This is a genomic window from Caldimonas thermodepolymerans (assembly GCF_015476235.1).
Taxonomy (GTDB): Bacteria; Pseudomonadota; Gammaproteobacteria; order Burkholderiales; family Burkholderiaceae_C; genus Caldimonas; species Caldimonas thermodepolymerans.
Genome location: NZ_CP064338.1, coordinates 1,657,703 through 1,672,510, shown reverse-complemented (window position 1 = coordinate 1,672,510; position 14,808 = coordinate 1,657,703). Strand labels below are relative to the sequence as shown.

Below are 14,808 nucleotides of genomic sequence, written 5' to 3'. Positions count from 1 at the left end.
CTTTGCACGACCTCAGGTCGTGCCGGATTTTAAGGGGACAAAATGGACGGCTTCATGCTCTGAACGCACGAACCCACGATCGTTCCGCTCCACGAGCACGAGCACCTGCGTCGAGCCCCGCACCACCGGCGCGACCAGGCGCCCGCCGACGGCCAGCTGGTCCAGCCAGGCCTGCGGGATCGCCTCCCCGCCGGCTGCCGCGACGATGCCGTCGTACGGCGCATTGGGGGGATGGCCGAGCATGCCGTCACCATATACCAGCCGCACGTTGTCTGCGCGCCAGGGCGCAAGCAGCTCGCGGGCTTTGTCGTGCAGCGCCTTCAGGCGCTCGACCGAGACCACCAGCCGCGCCAGGTGGGCCAGCACCGCGGCCTGGTAGCCGCAGCCGGTGCCGATCTCGAGCACGCGCTGCAGCATCGCGTCGCCGCGGTTGCCGCGCATCAGCTCCAGCATGCGAGCCACCACCGACGGCTTGGAGATGGTCTGCTGCAGGCCGATGGGCAGCGCCGTGTCCTCGTAGGCCTGGTTGGCCAGCGCCGTGTCGACGAACAGGTGGCGCGGCACGGCGAGCATCGCCGCCAGCACCTTCTCGTCGCGGATGCCCTGGGCGCGCAGCCGCTCGACCATGCGCGCGCGCACCAGCTCGGAGTCCAGCCCGAGCCCGGCCGGGCGCACCTGGCGCTCGCGGTCGAGCGCGGCCTGCTGCAGCAGCCGCTGCGGCCGCAGCAGGTTCGGCTTGCGCTCCGGCGCCGTCGGGCGCGCCGGCGTCAGCGCGGGGGCCGCGGCGGACGGACGCGTGGCCACCGAGCGGGCCACCGGCGTGAGCTTGTCGAGGCTGAGCGGGAAGCTGCGCCCGCGCGGCTTGCCGGGCTCGCTCACCGCACCGCCCCCTCGTCCAGCCAGGCCTGCCAGCCCGGCAGGCTGGCATGGTCGGTCAGGTCGATCTGCAGGGGCGTGATCGACACGTGGCCCTGTGCAGTGGCGTGGAAGTCGCTGCCGGGCCCGGCCTCGCGCGCGCTGCCCGACGGGCCGATCCAGTAGATCGGCTCGCCCCGCGGGTTGGCCTGCCGGATCACGCCCGCGCTGGCGTGGCGGCGTCCGAGCCGGGTCAGGCGCGGCTCGCGCAGCTGCTCGAGCGGCAAGTTGGGAATGTTGACGTTGAGCAGGTAGGCGCCCTGCGCCGGCGGACGCGCGACCACCTGCTCGATCAGGCGGCGCGCGACGGCAGCCGCGGCATCGAGGTGCGTCCACCCCTTGTCCACCAGCGAGAACGCGATGGCCGGGATGCCGAACAGGTAGGCCTCCATCGCGGCGGCCACGGTGCCGGAGTACAGCGTGTCCTCGCCCATGTTCGCACCGTTGTTGATGCCGGAGACCACCAGGTCGGGGCGGTGCTCCAGCAGGCCGGTGAGCGCGACGTGGACGCAGTCGGACGGCGTGCCGTTGATGAAGGTGTAGCCGTTGGGCGCCTTGAAGGCACTCAAGGGCCGATGCAGCGTCAGGGAATTCGAGGTGCCGCTGGCGTTCTGCTCGGGGGCCACCACGTCGACGCTGCCCAGGCCACGGCAGGCCTCGACCAGCGCCTGCAGCCCCGGTGCGAGGTAGCCGTCGTCATTGGCAACAAGTATGCGCATGCGGGGATTGTATTGAGGCCGCCCGCAGGTGCCCCATGGGGCCCGGCGACGGCCGCGTCACCTCGGTGACGCTGCGCGACGCCGGCGCTGCCTATCATGGCTCGATTCCCAGCCGAGGAGACGCCGATGCATGCCTGGATCTGTGACAACCCGGTCGGCCCGCAGGCCCTGACCTGGAAGGAACTGCCCGCCCCCGAACCGCAGGCCGGCGAGATCCGCGTGGCGGTGAAGGCCGCGAGCCTCAACTTCCCCGACCTGCTGATCGTGCAGAACAAGTACCAGGTCAAGCCGCCCCTGCCCTTCGTGCCGGGCGCGGAGTACGCCGGGGTGATCGAGGCGGTCGGCGCGGGCGTGTCGCACCTGCGCCCCGGCGACCCGGTGGCCGCGTTCGCCGGCACCGGCGGCTTCGCCACGCACGCGGTGGCCCCGGCAGCGGTGGTGATGAAGCTGCCCGAGGGCTTCAGCTTCCCGGATGCCGCCGCCTTCCTGTGCACCTACGGCACGACCTACCACGCGCTGATCGACCGCGCCGCGCTGCAGGCGGGCGAGACCGTGCTGGTGCTGGGTGCGGCCGGCGGGGTCGGCACCGCGGCGATCCAGGTCGCGAAGGCCGCCGGCGCGCGCGTCGTCGCGGCCGCCTCGACCGACGAGAAGTGCGCGCTGTGCCGCGAGCTGGGCGCCGATGCCACGATCAACTACAGCCACGGCGACCTGCGCGAGCAGATCCGCGCCGCCACCGACGGACGTGGCCCGGACGTGGTCTACGACCCCGTGGGCGGCGACCTCGCCGAACCGGTGTTCCGCTCGATCGCCTGGCGCGGCCGCTACCTGGTGATCGGCTTCGCGCAAGGCAGCATTCCCTCGCTGCCGCTGAACCTGGCCCTGCTCAAGGGGGCCTCGCTGGTCGGCGTGTTCTGGGGCGAGTTCGCGAAGCGCGAGCCGAAGCGCAACGCCGAAGCGCTGGCGCAGCTGGCGGCCTGGTACGGTCAAGGCCGGATCAAGCCGGTCATCGAGCACCAGCTGCCGATGCAGGAGCTGCCCCGCGCGTTCGAGCTGATGGCCTCGCGGCAGGTGCGCGGCAAGGTCGTGCTGACCAACTGAAACTGCTGCTCGCAGCATCGAATCTGCGGCTGCAAGGCCACGGCGTGCGCTACCATTGTGCGGTTTGTGAGCAACACAACGCACTACCATGGCCGTCAAGGTACTGATCGTCGAGGACAACCCGGTAGCTCGGGCGTTCCTGTGCCGCGTGGTCAGGGACAGCTTCAGCGACGCCATTGCCATCACCGAGGCTGGTGACCTCGAGACGGCGCGGCGCCACATCGGCCTGCAGGCCGGACGTCCGGTGGTGCCAGGCCCGGACCCGTTCAAGCTGATGCTGCTCGACCTCGAGCTGCCGGACGGCAGCGGCCTGGAACTGCTGCAGCAGCTCGCGCAGTACCCCGCCACCAAGGTCATCACGACGCTGTATTCCGACGACGAGCACCTGTTCCCCGCGCTCCAGTGTGGTGCGGACGGCTACCTGCTCAAGGAAGACCGTTTCGAGGTGCTGGTCGAGGAACTGCAGAAGATCGTGCGTGGCCAGCCGCCGCTGTCGCCCGCCATCGCACGGCGGCTGCTGACGCACTTCCGCCATGGCGAGCATGGCGCCGGCACCCCGGCGCAGGCTGCGCCGGCCCACCCGCCTGCGCATCCGCCGATCCCCATGGACCCGGCCGACAAGCTGGACTACGAGCGCCTGACGCCGCGCGAGAACGAGGTGCTGACCTACCTCAGCAAGGGCTTCACGATCAAGGAGATCGCGAGCCTCATGGGGATCAAGTGGTTCACGGTCAATGACCACATCAAGTCCATCTACAAGAAGCTGAACGTCTCCAGTCGCGCCGAGGCGGCCGTGCTGGCCAGCAAGCAGGGACTGGTGTAAGGGCCCTGGCGCCGTCCCGACCGGCTGCAGCGGTTTGCCGATCCCTAGGCCGCGATGAGTTCCGCCCCGCACTCGCTGCCGCCGGACCTGCACGGCACGGCTCCGGCGGGCTCCGGCACCCTGCTCAGCACGGGCCAGTGGAACGCGTTCTCCCAGCGGCTGGGCCGGCATCCGCCGGGACGCTGGCTCGGCTGGCGCCTGCGGCTGCTCGCCGCGGCGACCCTGCTCGCCTGCCTGGGCGTGTTCTCTCTCGCGTACTGGCTGGCCCAGCAGCCGAAGATCGGGGCGTCGTGGCGCACGCTGGCCGACGGGTCGGTCGAGCTGTACGCCACCGACGATGCCCTGCTGCAGGCCGCACAAGGCCGCAAGCTGGCCGGCCTGTCGACCGACGAGCACGCCTTCGTCCCGGTCGACGCGCTGACGCTGCAGCGGTCGGCGCGCTGGATCATCGACGACACCCGCAGCCGCGACTACCTGCGCCAGCAGCAGCTGCTGCAACGGCTGCTCGCCGAACCCTCGCTGCACCTGCACTTCAGCGACGGCTCGCTGCTGGAGGTGACTCCCAAGCCGCGCGGCTTCGGCGGGCTGGGCCTGTTGTTCTGGCTGCTGTGCGCGCTGGCGCTGGTGGTCTGGGGGGTGACGCTGTCGGTGGTGCTGTCGCGCCCGGGACGGCGCAACGCGATCTACGCGGTCATGACGCTCGGCCAGGCCGGCAACCTGGTGTTCATCGCCATCGAGTCGACCCTGGAACTGGTCTGGCCACCGCACCTGGCAGGCTGGGACCTGCACTGCCGCGTGGCCTTCGACCTGGCCGCCGCTGCAGCGGCCGTGCACGCGACCGCGATGTACCCGCGCCGCATCCCGCGCGCGCCGCTGGCCATCGCGCTCGCCTGGTCCGCCGCGGCCCTGCTGCTGGCGCTGTCGCTGGCCGGCTGGCTGCCGGGCGTGTGGTGGTGGGTGCAGGGCCTGGGGGCGCTGATGGGGGCGGCCTCGATCGCGGTGCTGACCTGGTCGCACCGGCTCGAGCCCAACCCGTTCGCGCTGGTGCTGCGCCGTTTCGGCGGCATCGTGGTCGGGACCTGGGTGCTGCTCACCGTGGCGCTGGCCACGGCCGACGGCCAGCCGGGCATCCAGCAGAACATCTCGATCATCGGCTCGATGATCTGGTACGTGTTCTTCGCCTCGCTGCTGCTGCTGATCCCGTTCCTGTCCAAGTCGCAGCAGGTGATGCGCGAGTTCTCGCTGCTGGCGGCGATCACCACGGTGGCCACCTCGCTGGACCTGCTGTTCGTCGCGGCCTTCTCGCTGGGACAGCTGACCTCGGTGACGCTGGCGCTGTTCGTCTCGCTGGGGCTGTACGTCGGCGCCCGGCAATGGCTGCTGGACCGACTGATGGGCAGCAGCGTGGTCACGACCGAGCGGATGTTCGAGCAGCTGTACAAGATCGCGCGCGAGGTCGAGGCCCGGCCGGAGCGCACCGGCCCGCTGCTGGTGCGGCTGCTGCGCGATCTGTTCGAGCCGCTGGAGATTCACGTGGTGGACAAGCTCACGGCGGCCTCGCGCGTGCTCAACAACGGCTCGACGCTGGTGGTGCCCATCCCCAACATGGTCAACCCGCAGCCCCAGGCGCCCAGCATGGGCTCCATCGTGATCCGCTTCGCCCACCGCGGGCGCAAGCTGTTCACCAGCGAGGACGCGCGCCTGACCGACCGCATCTTCGAGCAGCTGCGCCGCGCCGTGGCCTTCGACAAGGCGGTCGAACAGGGTCGCTCGGAAGAACGCGCCCGCATCGCGCAGGACCTGCACGACGACATCGGCGCACGGCTGCTGACACTGATGTACAAGTCGCCGACGCCGGAGATGGAGGACTACGTCCGCCACACCCTGCAGGACCTCAAGACGCTCACGCGCGGGCTGGCCGCGCAGCACCATCACCTGGCGGATGCGGCCGCCGAATGGAAGAGCGACCTCGCGCACCGGCTGGATGCGGCGGAATGCGAGCTGGGCTGGAACACCAGCTTCGACCGCAACGTGCCGATCGGCGTGGTGCAATGGTCGGCGCTGACCCGGGTGCTGCGGGAACTGGCGAACAACGCCATCGCGCATTCACGCGCCACGCGGGTGGACGTGACCATCACGCTGCAGCAGGAACGCCTGGAGCTGGTGGTGCGCGACAACGGCATCGGGCGCAACCCCGCCGCGTGGACCCACGGGCTGGGCCTGGGCGGCATCCGCAAGCGGGTCAAGCAGCTGGGCGGTGACGTCGAGTGGAAGGAAGTCGCGCCGCATGGCATCGAGTGCCGCGTGCTGATCCAGCAGTTCCGGCCCACCGACTGAAGCGGCGCAGGCGCCCGGCCTGCGGTGGCCGCCGCACCGGCGACCACCGCAGCCTCGTCACATCACGCTGATCTCGACCCGCCGGTTCTTCGCCCGGCCGGCTGCCGCGTCGTTGCTTTCGACCGGCTGGTCCGAGCCCTGGCCGCTGGTCTGCACCGCCTCGGCCTTCGCGCCCAGGCGCACCAGCAGGCGCTTGACCGCCTCGGCCCGCGCGGCGCTCAGGGTCCGGTTGAACTCGGGGGCACCGCGGCTGTCCGCATGGCCGACCACGTTGATGCCCCCCTCGCCGGCCGAAGCCACCAGCGCCTGCAGCTGCTTGCGCTCCTCGGCGCCCAGGCGCGGGGTGGCGCTGCCGGTGTCGAAGTACAGCACCAGCGCGCGCACGCTGTCGGCGGCCGCAGGCGCGGGACTGGCGGCCGGCGCGGGCGCGGGGACCGGCTCGGCGGCCGGCGCAGGTTCGGCTGCCGGTGCTGCCGGTTCCGGAGCCGGTGCCGCCGCCACGCTCGTGGCCGCCTCCTCGCCGCTCGCGGGCTCGGCTCCGGCCTCGGCGCCGGCCACTGCGTCGGCCGGGGCGTCGATCCACTCGAAGCGCACCGCCTCGAAGCGGCCGGAGGGCGGATCGCCGGGCAGGGTCTCCGACTTCAGCACGATGCGCTCGGGATCGAGCTTTTCCATGAACAGGATGCTGGCCGCCTCGGCGCGTGCCTGCCCGAGGTCCTCGCCGCCGCTGCCGCTCTCGTTGGCGTAGGCCCGTCCGGTGACCTGCAGCAGCTTGCCCTCGCCCTGGGCCAGCATCTGGTCGCGCCATTCGATGAAGGCCGGGCCGGTGACCGCCACGTTCTGGTTCGCCTCGAACAGCACCTCGTTGCCCGCCGGCGCGGCAGTGCCGGCTGCAGACGGTGGCGCGGCCGGCGCCTCGGACGGCTTGTCGCCGCAGGCCGACACCGCGAACGCGACGCAGGCCGCAGCGACGGTGTGCAGGATGAAAGGGGCTCGCATGTTCATGGGGTTCTCCTGGGAAGTTCTCGTGGGTGACCGTGTCCCGCCCGTGGCTCAAGCCGGGCCGCGTCCCAACGGGTCCAGCGGCGCGATCACGGTGGATTCCGGGTCCAGGGCCTGGCCAGTGGCGGCGTCATCGCGGTGGAAGACGGCCATCAGCCCGGTGAAGTTGTCGCAATGGCGCGGGGCGCGTTGCTGCACCCGCTGCTCGAAGCAGGCGAGATGGCGGTCGCCGTCCTGGTCCAGCCGCAGCACCTGCTGCATCTCGTCCTCGTGCACGTACTCCCACAGGCCGTCGGTGCACAGCAGCAGCACGTCGCCCGCGGCGGCCGGGCGGCCGAGCTCGTAGACGTAGGGTTCGAGCGCGCCGGGACTGCCCAGCGAACTGGTCAGCACGCTGCGCTCCTTGCGCGAGCGGATCTGGTCGCTGCCGATCATGCCGGCATCGACCATCTGCTGCACCAAGCTGTGGTCGCGGGTCTGCAGCAGCACGGTCGCGTCGTGGAACCAGTAGGCGCGCGAGTCGCCGACATTGCCGAACACCGCCTGTCCCGTCGCCAGGTCCACCAGCGCCATCACCACGGTGGAGCGCATGTCGGTGTACTGCGCGAAGCGGCGCTGCCCGGCCAGGACCACCTGCTGGGCATGCTGGATCAGCGCCGCGGCCGCTTCCATCGAGCACTGCGGCTGCATCGCGTGCTGCTCCAGGATGGCTCGCACCACCAGCTGCGAGGCCAGGTCCCCGCCCCCGTGGCCGCCCGCCCCGTCGGCGACCACGAGGCAGGCGACGTCCTGCCTCACGTGGTAGCCCCAGGCGTCCTCCTGGTAGGAGCGGCCTCCCTGGCTGTGCAGCAGGTGCGCGGTCAGCGACAGCATCATTCGTCTTCCGGCATGTCGCGCCGCAGCGCCTCGACATGCTCCTCGTAGGCTTTCAGGAAGGCCTGCCCGAACAGCGCGTGGAAGTCGTCCTCGGCCTCGCGCGCGATCTCCTGGTACAGCTCGTTGAACAGGTCCCACAGGCGGGCCTTGCGCGCCGCCGGGATCAGCGACTCGACCAGGCCCTTGTCGGTCAGGCGGCTCTCCAGCCGCTGCGGCTCGAAGCGCTCCAGCACGCCTTCGAGCGCGGCCTTGGTGCCGGCCATGAAGCCGAACTGGTGCGAGCGCAGGTCGTTGTACGCGTCGCGCATCGCGGTGATCGGCGGCATGAAGGCCGGGTTGAGGCGACCCGAGACCAGGTACAGCATTGCCGTCTTCGCGTCGGGCGAGAACTTCAGCGGGTTGTTGTTGCGCTCCATGATCAGCGTCGCGCTGGCCTTGACCTCGCGCTTGGTGACGGCGCGTGCGTTGAGCAGGTCCACGGTCCCCTTGATGGCCTCGCGCACCAGCCCGCCCATGCGGTACATGAACTCCTCGGTGACGCCGTCCGGCAGGTTGACCGGCGCGCCCAGCCCTTCGCTGAACGCGGCCATCAGGGCGTCCACCGAGGCCGGCTGCGCAGGCGGCCCCGCCGGGCGCGCGCTCGCCGGGGCCGACGCCGCGGGTGGCACCGACGGCGCCGGCGGCATGGCCTTGAACTGGCCGGTGGGCATCTTGCTGGCGTCCAGCGGGCCGACCGAAGCGAGCAGGTCGTCGATCTGCTCGGGGCTCACCGAGGCCGCCGCGGGCGCGCGCCCCGGCACGGGCGCCGGAGGCGGCGGCGTCGCGGGGCGGGCCACCGGCGGCAGCGAGAAGGCCATGTGCTCGGCGCTCGTGTGATCCGGTTGCGCCGGGCCCGCTCCCTGCGGTGCCGGCGGACCGCCGAACAGGACCAGCGGGTCGTCCACCGGGGCCGACGGCGCAGGCGACGGCGCGGGATCGACCGACTTGAGCACGTCCAGCGGATCGGCCGGCGTGTTGCCCAGGCCGAACAGCTCGTCGATGGACGCCGACTTCTCCGGCACCGGCGCAATGAGGTCGTCGCTGCCCCCCGGCGGGTCGAAGGTGATGGGTGGCGGCACGCGGCGCGACGCCGAAGCGAGCGGATCGAAGGCCGGTGTCGGGGCGGGCTCGGGCCTGGCCAGGCTGGCAAACGGATCGAAATCGTCCGGGATCGCGGGCACCGGGCCAGGTGCCGGCGCCGGTGCCGGGGCCCCGCCCCACCCTGCCAGCGGGTCGTCCCGTGCGGCGGCCGGTGCCGCAGGCGCCGCGCCGAACAGGCCGGCAAACGGATCGTCCGCCGCGGCGGGCGCTGCCGGCGGGGCCGAGGGCGCGGCCGAAGCCGGCGGCAGGGCGAACGGGGCTGCGGGAGCGGACGGCGGCACCGGGGCGACCGGCGCCGGGGCGACCTGGGTGCTGTTCGGGTCGAAGGCCGCCGCGGCCGGCCGCTCCACCGTCAGCACGTACGGCCCGATGCACAGCTCGTCGCCGGGCTCCAGCGGCACCACCTGCCCCGCGCCGACCGGCACGCGGTTGCGCAGGGTCGGGTTGGCGCCCTTGTCGAGCAGCACGTAGCCCTGCCCCTGCATCTGGATCAGCGCGTGCTGCCGGGAAATCGTCTTGGCCTCGTCGGGCAGCACCAGCGTGTTGCCTTCGTTGCGACCGATGCTGCCCCCGGCCGGGCCGAACTGGGCGACGATGGGGGTGGCGGGGGGCTGCCCCGCGACGCTCACGACTCGAATCTGGAGCATGTGACCACCACTGGAATGTGTAGGCTCGAAGGGGACGCACGGCGCGGCCGGCCTCCCCCTTCGCCTGGGGACACGAAGGGACTCATGGCGCCAACATCAACACCTTGACCTGGCTGGGCACGATCTGGCAACCCGGTGCGTTGGTGCCGTTCTGCAGGCTCATGCTGCTCAGCCGCGTGGCGGGCTTGCCGCCCACCAGCACGGTGAAGGCCCCCGTCAGATGCCGGGCCTGCCCCATCACCATGCCCGAGGCCACGCCCGTGCCGATGCCGGCGTTGTCGCCGTTGGTCAGCGGCACCACGGTGCCCATGTTGTGCGCCGGCATGCAGTCGATCAGCACGTTGTAGGCGGCGCCCACGGCCATCGGCGACATCGCGATGTTGGGATACGGGACCGGGATCGGCGGCCCGGGCGGCGCCGGGGTCAGGCAGACGTCGGGAAACGCCAGGCTCTGGCCGGCCATCTGGGTGTTGGCGAACATCGGAAGCTCCTCGTCGCGTGTCAGCCGACGTGCACCTGGGCACCGTCGAGCTTGGTCAGCTGCTGCGCCGTCACCAGCGTGTGGCGTGCCCGCAGGTGCACGACCTGCTCGGCCTGCACGTCCAGCACGCGGGTGCGCACGTGCTCGGTCGCAGCGATCGTGCGGTAGCTGCGCTCGGCCTGCACCTGCGAACGCTGCGTCACCAGGTCGGCGACGCTGCAGGCCAGCCGCGCCAGCCCGGTGCGCACCAGCAGTTCCTTGCCGGTCAGCTGCATCAGCCGGCTCCACCAGCGCACCTCGCCCACGCGCCCGTCCAGCACGTCGGCCTGCAGCTCGATGCCCTGCCCCGCGCGCACCGCCAGCCCGGCCGGTGCCTCGATCACCATGCGGCCCGGCACGCTCAGCGTCGCCTCGGCCTCGACCGGACGGTGCAGCACGGCGATGACGTGGTGCTGCCCGTGCTCGTCGCACAGCACGGCGACAAGGTCGCCGACGGCGGGTGCGACCAGGCAGCCGAAGGCGCGGCGCGCCTCGCAGGCCCGGCCCTCGCGCTCCAGGCTCACGTAGCACGTGTCGGCATCGCAGTGCGCCACGGTGCCGGTGAGCCAGCGGGCCTCGGCGGCGGTGGGGGCGCGGGGAGGGACGGAGGTGGAGGTCGGATTCATCGTGGCACTCCGGTCGGAGAAGAAACGGGGGGCTGCCAGCGCTCGGCCCGGGCCAGCGCTTCGTCGTCGCCCAGGACGCTGGCGCCGGCGGGCAGGCGCACGCCTTCGCGCTGCGCGAGGTGGAACCTGGTGCGTTCGGTGCGGATGCCGTCGAAGCGGCAGCCGCGCAGGTCCGCATGCGAGAAGTCGGCGTAGACCAGGTTGGCGTCGCTGAAGTCGGCCTGGGCGCAGCGGGCCCGGTGGAACATCGCCTGCTCCAGCCGCGCGGCGCGGAAGTCGGCGCCCTGCAGCCCGGCATCGATCAGCAGCGACTGCAGCAGGTCGGCGCCGGCGAAGCGGGCCCCGTCGGCCTGGGCCTCGACGAACACGGCCTGCGGGGCGATCGCGCCGGACAGGTCGGCGCCCTGCAGCAGCGCGCCCTTGAAGCCGCACTGCTGCAGCTGTGCCCTGACCAGCCGAGTGCCCTGCAGGTCCGCCTCGAACAGCTGGCTCAGGCGCAGGTCCATGCCGCCGAGGTCCGCCCCGGCGAGCTTCACCTTGTTCATCACGCACTGGTCGAAGCGCGCGCCGCCCAGGCGTGCACGCGACAGGTCGGCGCCGACCAGCACCGCCTTGTGCAGGTGCGTCGCCCCGAGGTCGGCCTCGTCCAGGCTGCCGTCCAGCCAGGTGGTGCCGTTGACGGTGGCCCCGGCGAACACGGCCTGCTGCAGCTGGCAGTCCAGGAAGGCGGCGTCGGTCAGGTCCGCGCCGCGCCAGTCGGAGCGGGCCAGCCGGCACGCCACCACCTGCAGGCCCTGCGCCTGCACCGAGCGCATCACCACGCCCTCCAGGCTGCACTCGTGCAGCGCGAGCTGGCGGAGGTCGGCCCCTTCCAGGCTCGCGCCGTCGAGCTGGCACTTGACGAGGATCGCGTCGCGCACGGTCGCGCCGTCCATGCGGCAACCGCGCAGGTCGACGTTCTCGTAGACCGCACCGCCGAGCGACAGCCCGCGCAGATCGGCGCCCTGCACCGACACGCCGACCAGCGGCTCGCCGCTGTCCAGCGCCGCCCGGAGTTGGGTCACGTCCAGCGTCTTCATCGGCGTTCGGCCGGCGCTTGCCAGCGGGGATAGGTGCGCGCCTTGTGCAGCACCGCGCCGTCGAGGCGGGTGCGGGTGTCGGCGCGCAGGCGCGCCAGGTCGGCGCCGTACAGGTGCGCGCCCACCAGCGCGGCGCCCTGCGCGTCGGCGTTCTGCAGGATCGCGCCCATCAGGTCGGCGTGCGACAGGTCGGCCTCGACCAGCCGCGCACGGCGCAGGCTCGCCCCGCGCAGCCGCGCGGCACGCAGCACGGCGCATTCCAGGTTGCAGGCGGTGAAGTCCACGCCGTCGGCCTGCACCCGCTCCAGGCTCGCCGCGCGCAGGCAGCTGCCCTGGCCGAAATAGGCCTGTGCCAGCTGCGCATCGTCGAAGCGCGCGCCACTGAGGTCCACCGCGCCGACCCAGCGCGACTGCGGCAGCCGCGCCCCGGTGAAGTCGCACTCGGCACACGCGATGTTCATGAACACGGTCTCGGCACCGCTGCACCCGCTCCAGCGCGTGTGCTTCAGGTTGCACTCGACGAACTGCGCCTTGTCCACGCGGGCCTGCTGCAGCGAGGAACTGCTGAGGTTGCACTGCAGCACCTGGGCCTCCTCGAGGTCGGCCCCGGCCAGGTCGGCACCGGTGAGGATCACGCTGTAGAGCTGCGCCCCGCGCAGCACCGCGCGCTGCAGCACGGTGAGGTTCAGCACGGCCTGGGTCAGCGTGGCCCGCACGAGGATCGCGCCCGTGGCGTTGGCGCGATCCAGGCGGGCGCGCCCGAGGTTGGCATCGGTGAAGTCGCAACCCTGCAGCTGGGCGTCGCTGAGGTCGGCATGCGCGAGCACGGCCCGCGCGAAGCGCGCGCCGGTGAGCGTCGCGCCGCGCAGGTCGGCGCCCTCCAGCATGGCGCCCTCGCAGTCCACGCCGGCGAGGTTGATGCCCGCGAGGTTGGCGCCGCTCAGGTCCAGCCCCTGCAGGCCCTCGCCCTTGGCCAGCCGTTCGGCCACCCAGCGCCGCTGCCGCTCGGCGAAGCGCCCCTGGGTGCGCGGCACCGCCGGCCGGGCGTGCGCGGTCTCGCGGTACAGGTCCAGGGCCTGGCGGTCCTGCTGGACCCAGCGCTGCTGCAGGGGGATGTCGGCGAGCATCTCGGCCACCTCCCCGACCGGCTCGCCCTGCGCGCGCGCCAGCGCGTCGATGTCGCGCAAGGTCTGGAGCGTGGCGGGCGCCAGCGCCTGCGGCGGCCCCAACGTGTCGGCACCGCTCATCTCGCGCATCACGACCTGGAAGTCGAGGTTCTGCGTCTTGAACACCTGCTCGGCGTCGGCGATGCGCACCTGCTGGACCTGCTTCGCCCCCGCGATGCGCTGTTCCGCATCGGCGATCAGCTCGCGCATGAAGGCGCCCCAGCGGGCCGGCGGCGGGATCTCGGGCGGGGCCGGCATGCGCGCCGGCGGGGCGTGCTCGTCCGGATCGAGGCCGTGCGAGGCCACCTCGTCACGCGCCTCCTGCATCGTGCGCTCGGCGCGCCGGACGGTGCGTGCCAGCATGCTGTCGGGCTCGGGCGGCGCGTTCAGGTCAGGCAGCTCGCCCATCAGCCCGTCGAAGGGCATGTCCTCGGGCACCAGCGGCTCGTCGTCCAGCATGGCCAGCACGCCGTCCTTCTCGTCGAGCCGGGTCCGCACCACGTCGGCATAGGTCGTCAACGGCTTGGGGCGCCCGAGGTGCTCGGCCCCGGCGATCAGCAGGTCGATGTCGCTGGCGTCGTCCCGCGCGGTGCGGCACAGGGCCTGCCAGACCAGCACGACCCGGTCCTGGTCGGGCAGGAACAGCACGGTGCGCAGCGCGACGCGCAGGTCTTCGAGCGCCTCGGGGCGCGCCTGGCGGCGGACCAGCACCCGCGCCGTGACGCCGGGCAGGCGGTGCGACAGGCGCGGTGCGTCGGCCCGCAGGTTGAGCAGGTCGTAGGCCTCGTCGCCGCGCCACGGCGCCTCGAGCTGCTGCTCCGGCACCGCCTTGTTGTACAGGGCCCAGTCCGCATCCGGCGGCAGGCCGGGGAAGTGCTGCTTCAGCCAGCCGGCGTCGTAGGTGCCCGCATGCCGCGCGCGCAGCGGGTGCGTGATGTCCAGCGCCCCGAACAGCGCGCTCACGTTGCGCTGCGGATCGCGCACCCAGGGATGGGCGGGCAGCTCGATCTGCGGCAGGTGCAGGTAGCCGTGCGCGTCCACGCTGGACGGGTGCCCGGTGCCGGCCGGGTTGGCCGGGTAGCCGGGGCCGCCGTAGGCCGAGGCGGCCGCCACCGGCGCGCGCACCAGCGGCTCCTGCAGCACCAGCCGCGCGCCTTCCATCACGCGCCGCCCGAAGGCACGGCCGACACGGGTGATGCCGGCCATGCGCACGCCGAAGTCGACATGCAGGCTGCCCGGCTGGCTCGCATCCGCATGCACGGTGCCGTACAGCAGGAACTCGCTGCGCGTGCGCGGGATGCCGTCCTCGACGAAGCCGGGCGCGAAGGCGGCCAGCATGGGCCACAGCGCCTGCTCGGCACCGAGGTGCGCGGCCCCGCGCAGCGGCACGTGGGCCAGCACCGAGATGCCGAGATAGCACTGCCCCCGATGCTCGACGCACCGCGGCAGGACGCTCAGGCAGGCAGGCTTGAGGACGCGCATGACAGGCAACTCAGGGCAATGCCGACGAAGGGATCTCGTGCAGCGCGATGCGCGACGGACGGTCCCGGTCGTAGACGATGCCGACCGTCGCTCCCGGACGCACGCTCTGCAGCTCGACCGGGGTCATCGCGCGCCGGAACGAGGACTGCACCACGCCCTGCAGCGGCGTGGAGAAACGCACGTGCACCACGAGCACCGGCCCCTCGCGGTAGCGCTCGCCGGTGTCCTCGAGGCGCAGCACCACCGCCTGGGCCGGCTCGCCGGTCCGGCGCAGCCACTCGGCCTGCCCCTCGATCCACAGCCGGCGCAGGAACGGGATCGCGGCGATCAGGATCACCACGACCAGCAGCCAGCGCCCTGCATCCATCTTCACAC

At 72.4% G+C, this 14,808-nt stretch carries 13 protein-coding genes; 3 read left to right on the top strand and 10 right to left on the bottom strand.

Annotated features, from left to right (window positions below; genetic code table 11):
• Positions 1–12 precede the first annotated feature (12 nt).
• Positions 13–879, bottom strand: coding sequence for a protein-L-isoaspartate(D-aspartate) O-methyltransferase (locus IS481_RS07850; protein ID WP_419186821.1), 867 nt, complete (start codon positions 877–879; stop codon positions 13–15).
• A complete protein-coding gene (gene surE / locus IS481_RS07845) occupies positions 876–1,634 on the bottom strand; it encodes a 5'/3'-nucleotidase SurE (protein ID WP_104356516.1) in 759 nt (252 codons plus the stop codon). Before surE ends, IS481_RS07850 begins: the two co-directional genes overlap by 4 nt.
• 126 nt (positions 1,635–1,760) lie before the next feature.
• On the opposite strand from surE, the gene IS481_RS07840 reads away from it, so the two are divergent.
• The 3 genes from IS481_RS07840 (at position 1,761) to IS481_RS07830 (ending at position 5,895) form a co-directional block, all read left to right on the top strand.
• Positions 1,761–2,735 carry an NADPH:quinone oxidoreductase family protein gene (locus IS481_RS07840; RefSeq protein WP_104356515.1) on the top strand — a complete coding sequence of 325 codons (975 nt, stop codon included), beginning with the start codon at positions 1,761–1,763 and terminating at the stop codon, positions 2,733–2,735.
• Positions 2,736–2,823: 88 nt separating this feature from the next.
• Positions 2,824–3,558 (top strand): LuxR C-terminal-related transcriptional regulator, encoded by a 735-nt coding sequence (locus IS481_RS07835; protein ID WP_104356514.1) that lies wholly within the window; start codon positions 2,824–2,826, stop codon positions 3,556–3,558.
• Between the two features lie 54 nt (positions 3,559–3,612).
• Entirely contained in the window at positions 3,613–5,895 is a 2,283-nt protein-coding gene (locus IS481_RS07830; protein ID WP_104356513.1) for a sensor histidine kinase, read from the top strand.
• 57 nt (positions 5,896–5,952) lie between these two features.
• Here IS481_RS07830 and IS481_RS07825 read toward each other — a convergent pair whose 3' ends face one another.
• From IS481_RS07825 to IS481_RS07790, 8 genes are all read right to left on the bottom strand, one after another.
• Positions 5,953–6,900 (bottom strand): OmpA family protein, encoded by a 948-nt coding sequence (locus tag IS481_RS07825; protein ID WP_104356512.1) that lies wholly within the window; start codon positions 6,898–6,900, stop codon positions 5,953–5,955.
• A 48-nt stretch (positions 6,901–6,948) separates the two neighbouring features.
• Entirely contained in the window at positions 6,949–7,773 is an 825-nt protein-coding gene (locus tag IS481_RS07820) for a PP2C family protein-serine/threonine phosphatase (RefSeq protein ID WP_104356511.1), read from the bottom strand.
• Entirely contained in the window at positions 7,770–9,560 is a 1,791-nt protein-coding gene (tagH, locus tag IS481_RS07815) for a type VI secretion system-associated FHA domain protein TagH (RefSeq protein WP_104356510.1), read from the bottom strand. The genes IS481_RS07820 and tagH overlap by 4 nt, the downstream gene beginning before the upstream one ends.
• Positions 9,561–9,642: 82 nt before the next feature.
• Positions 9,643–10,041, bottom strand: coding sequence for a DUF4150 domain-containing protein (locus IS481_RS07810; RefSeq protein ID WP_104356509.1), 399 nt, complete (start codon positions 10,039–10,041; stop codon positions 9,643–9,645).
• A gap of 20 nt (positions 10,042–10,061) precedes the next feature.
• On the bottom strand, positions 10,062–10,706 hold the full coding sequence (locus IS481_RS07805) for a DUF3540 domain-containing protein (protein WP_104356508.1): 645 nt from the start codon (positions 10,704–10,706) through the stop codon (positions 10,062–10,064).
• Positions 10,703–11,770: a pentapeptide repeat-containing protein gene (locus IS481_RS07800; protein ID WP_170067441.1), complete on the bottom strand. Its 1,068-nt coding sequence runs from the start codon at positions 11,768–11,770 to the stop codon at positions 10,703–10,705. Before IS481_RS07800 ends, IS481_RS07805 begins: the two co-directional genes overlap by 4 nt.
• Positions 11,771–11,781: 11 nt before the next feature.
• Complete coding sequence (locus IS481_RS07795; protein ID WP_104356506.1) at positions 11,782–14,433, bottom strand: DUF2169 family type VI secretion system accessory protein; 2,652 nt, start codon at positions 14,431–14,433, stop codon at positions 11,782–11,784.
• 10 nt (positions 14,434–14,443) lie between these two features.
• Entirely contained in the window at positions 14,444–14,806 is a 363-nt protein-coding gene (locus IS481_RS07790) for a DUF3592 domain-containing protein (protein ID WP_104356505.1), read from the bottom strand.
• Between the last annotated feature and the right edge of the window lie 2 nt (positions 14,807–14,808).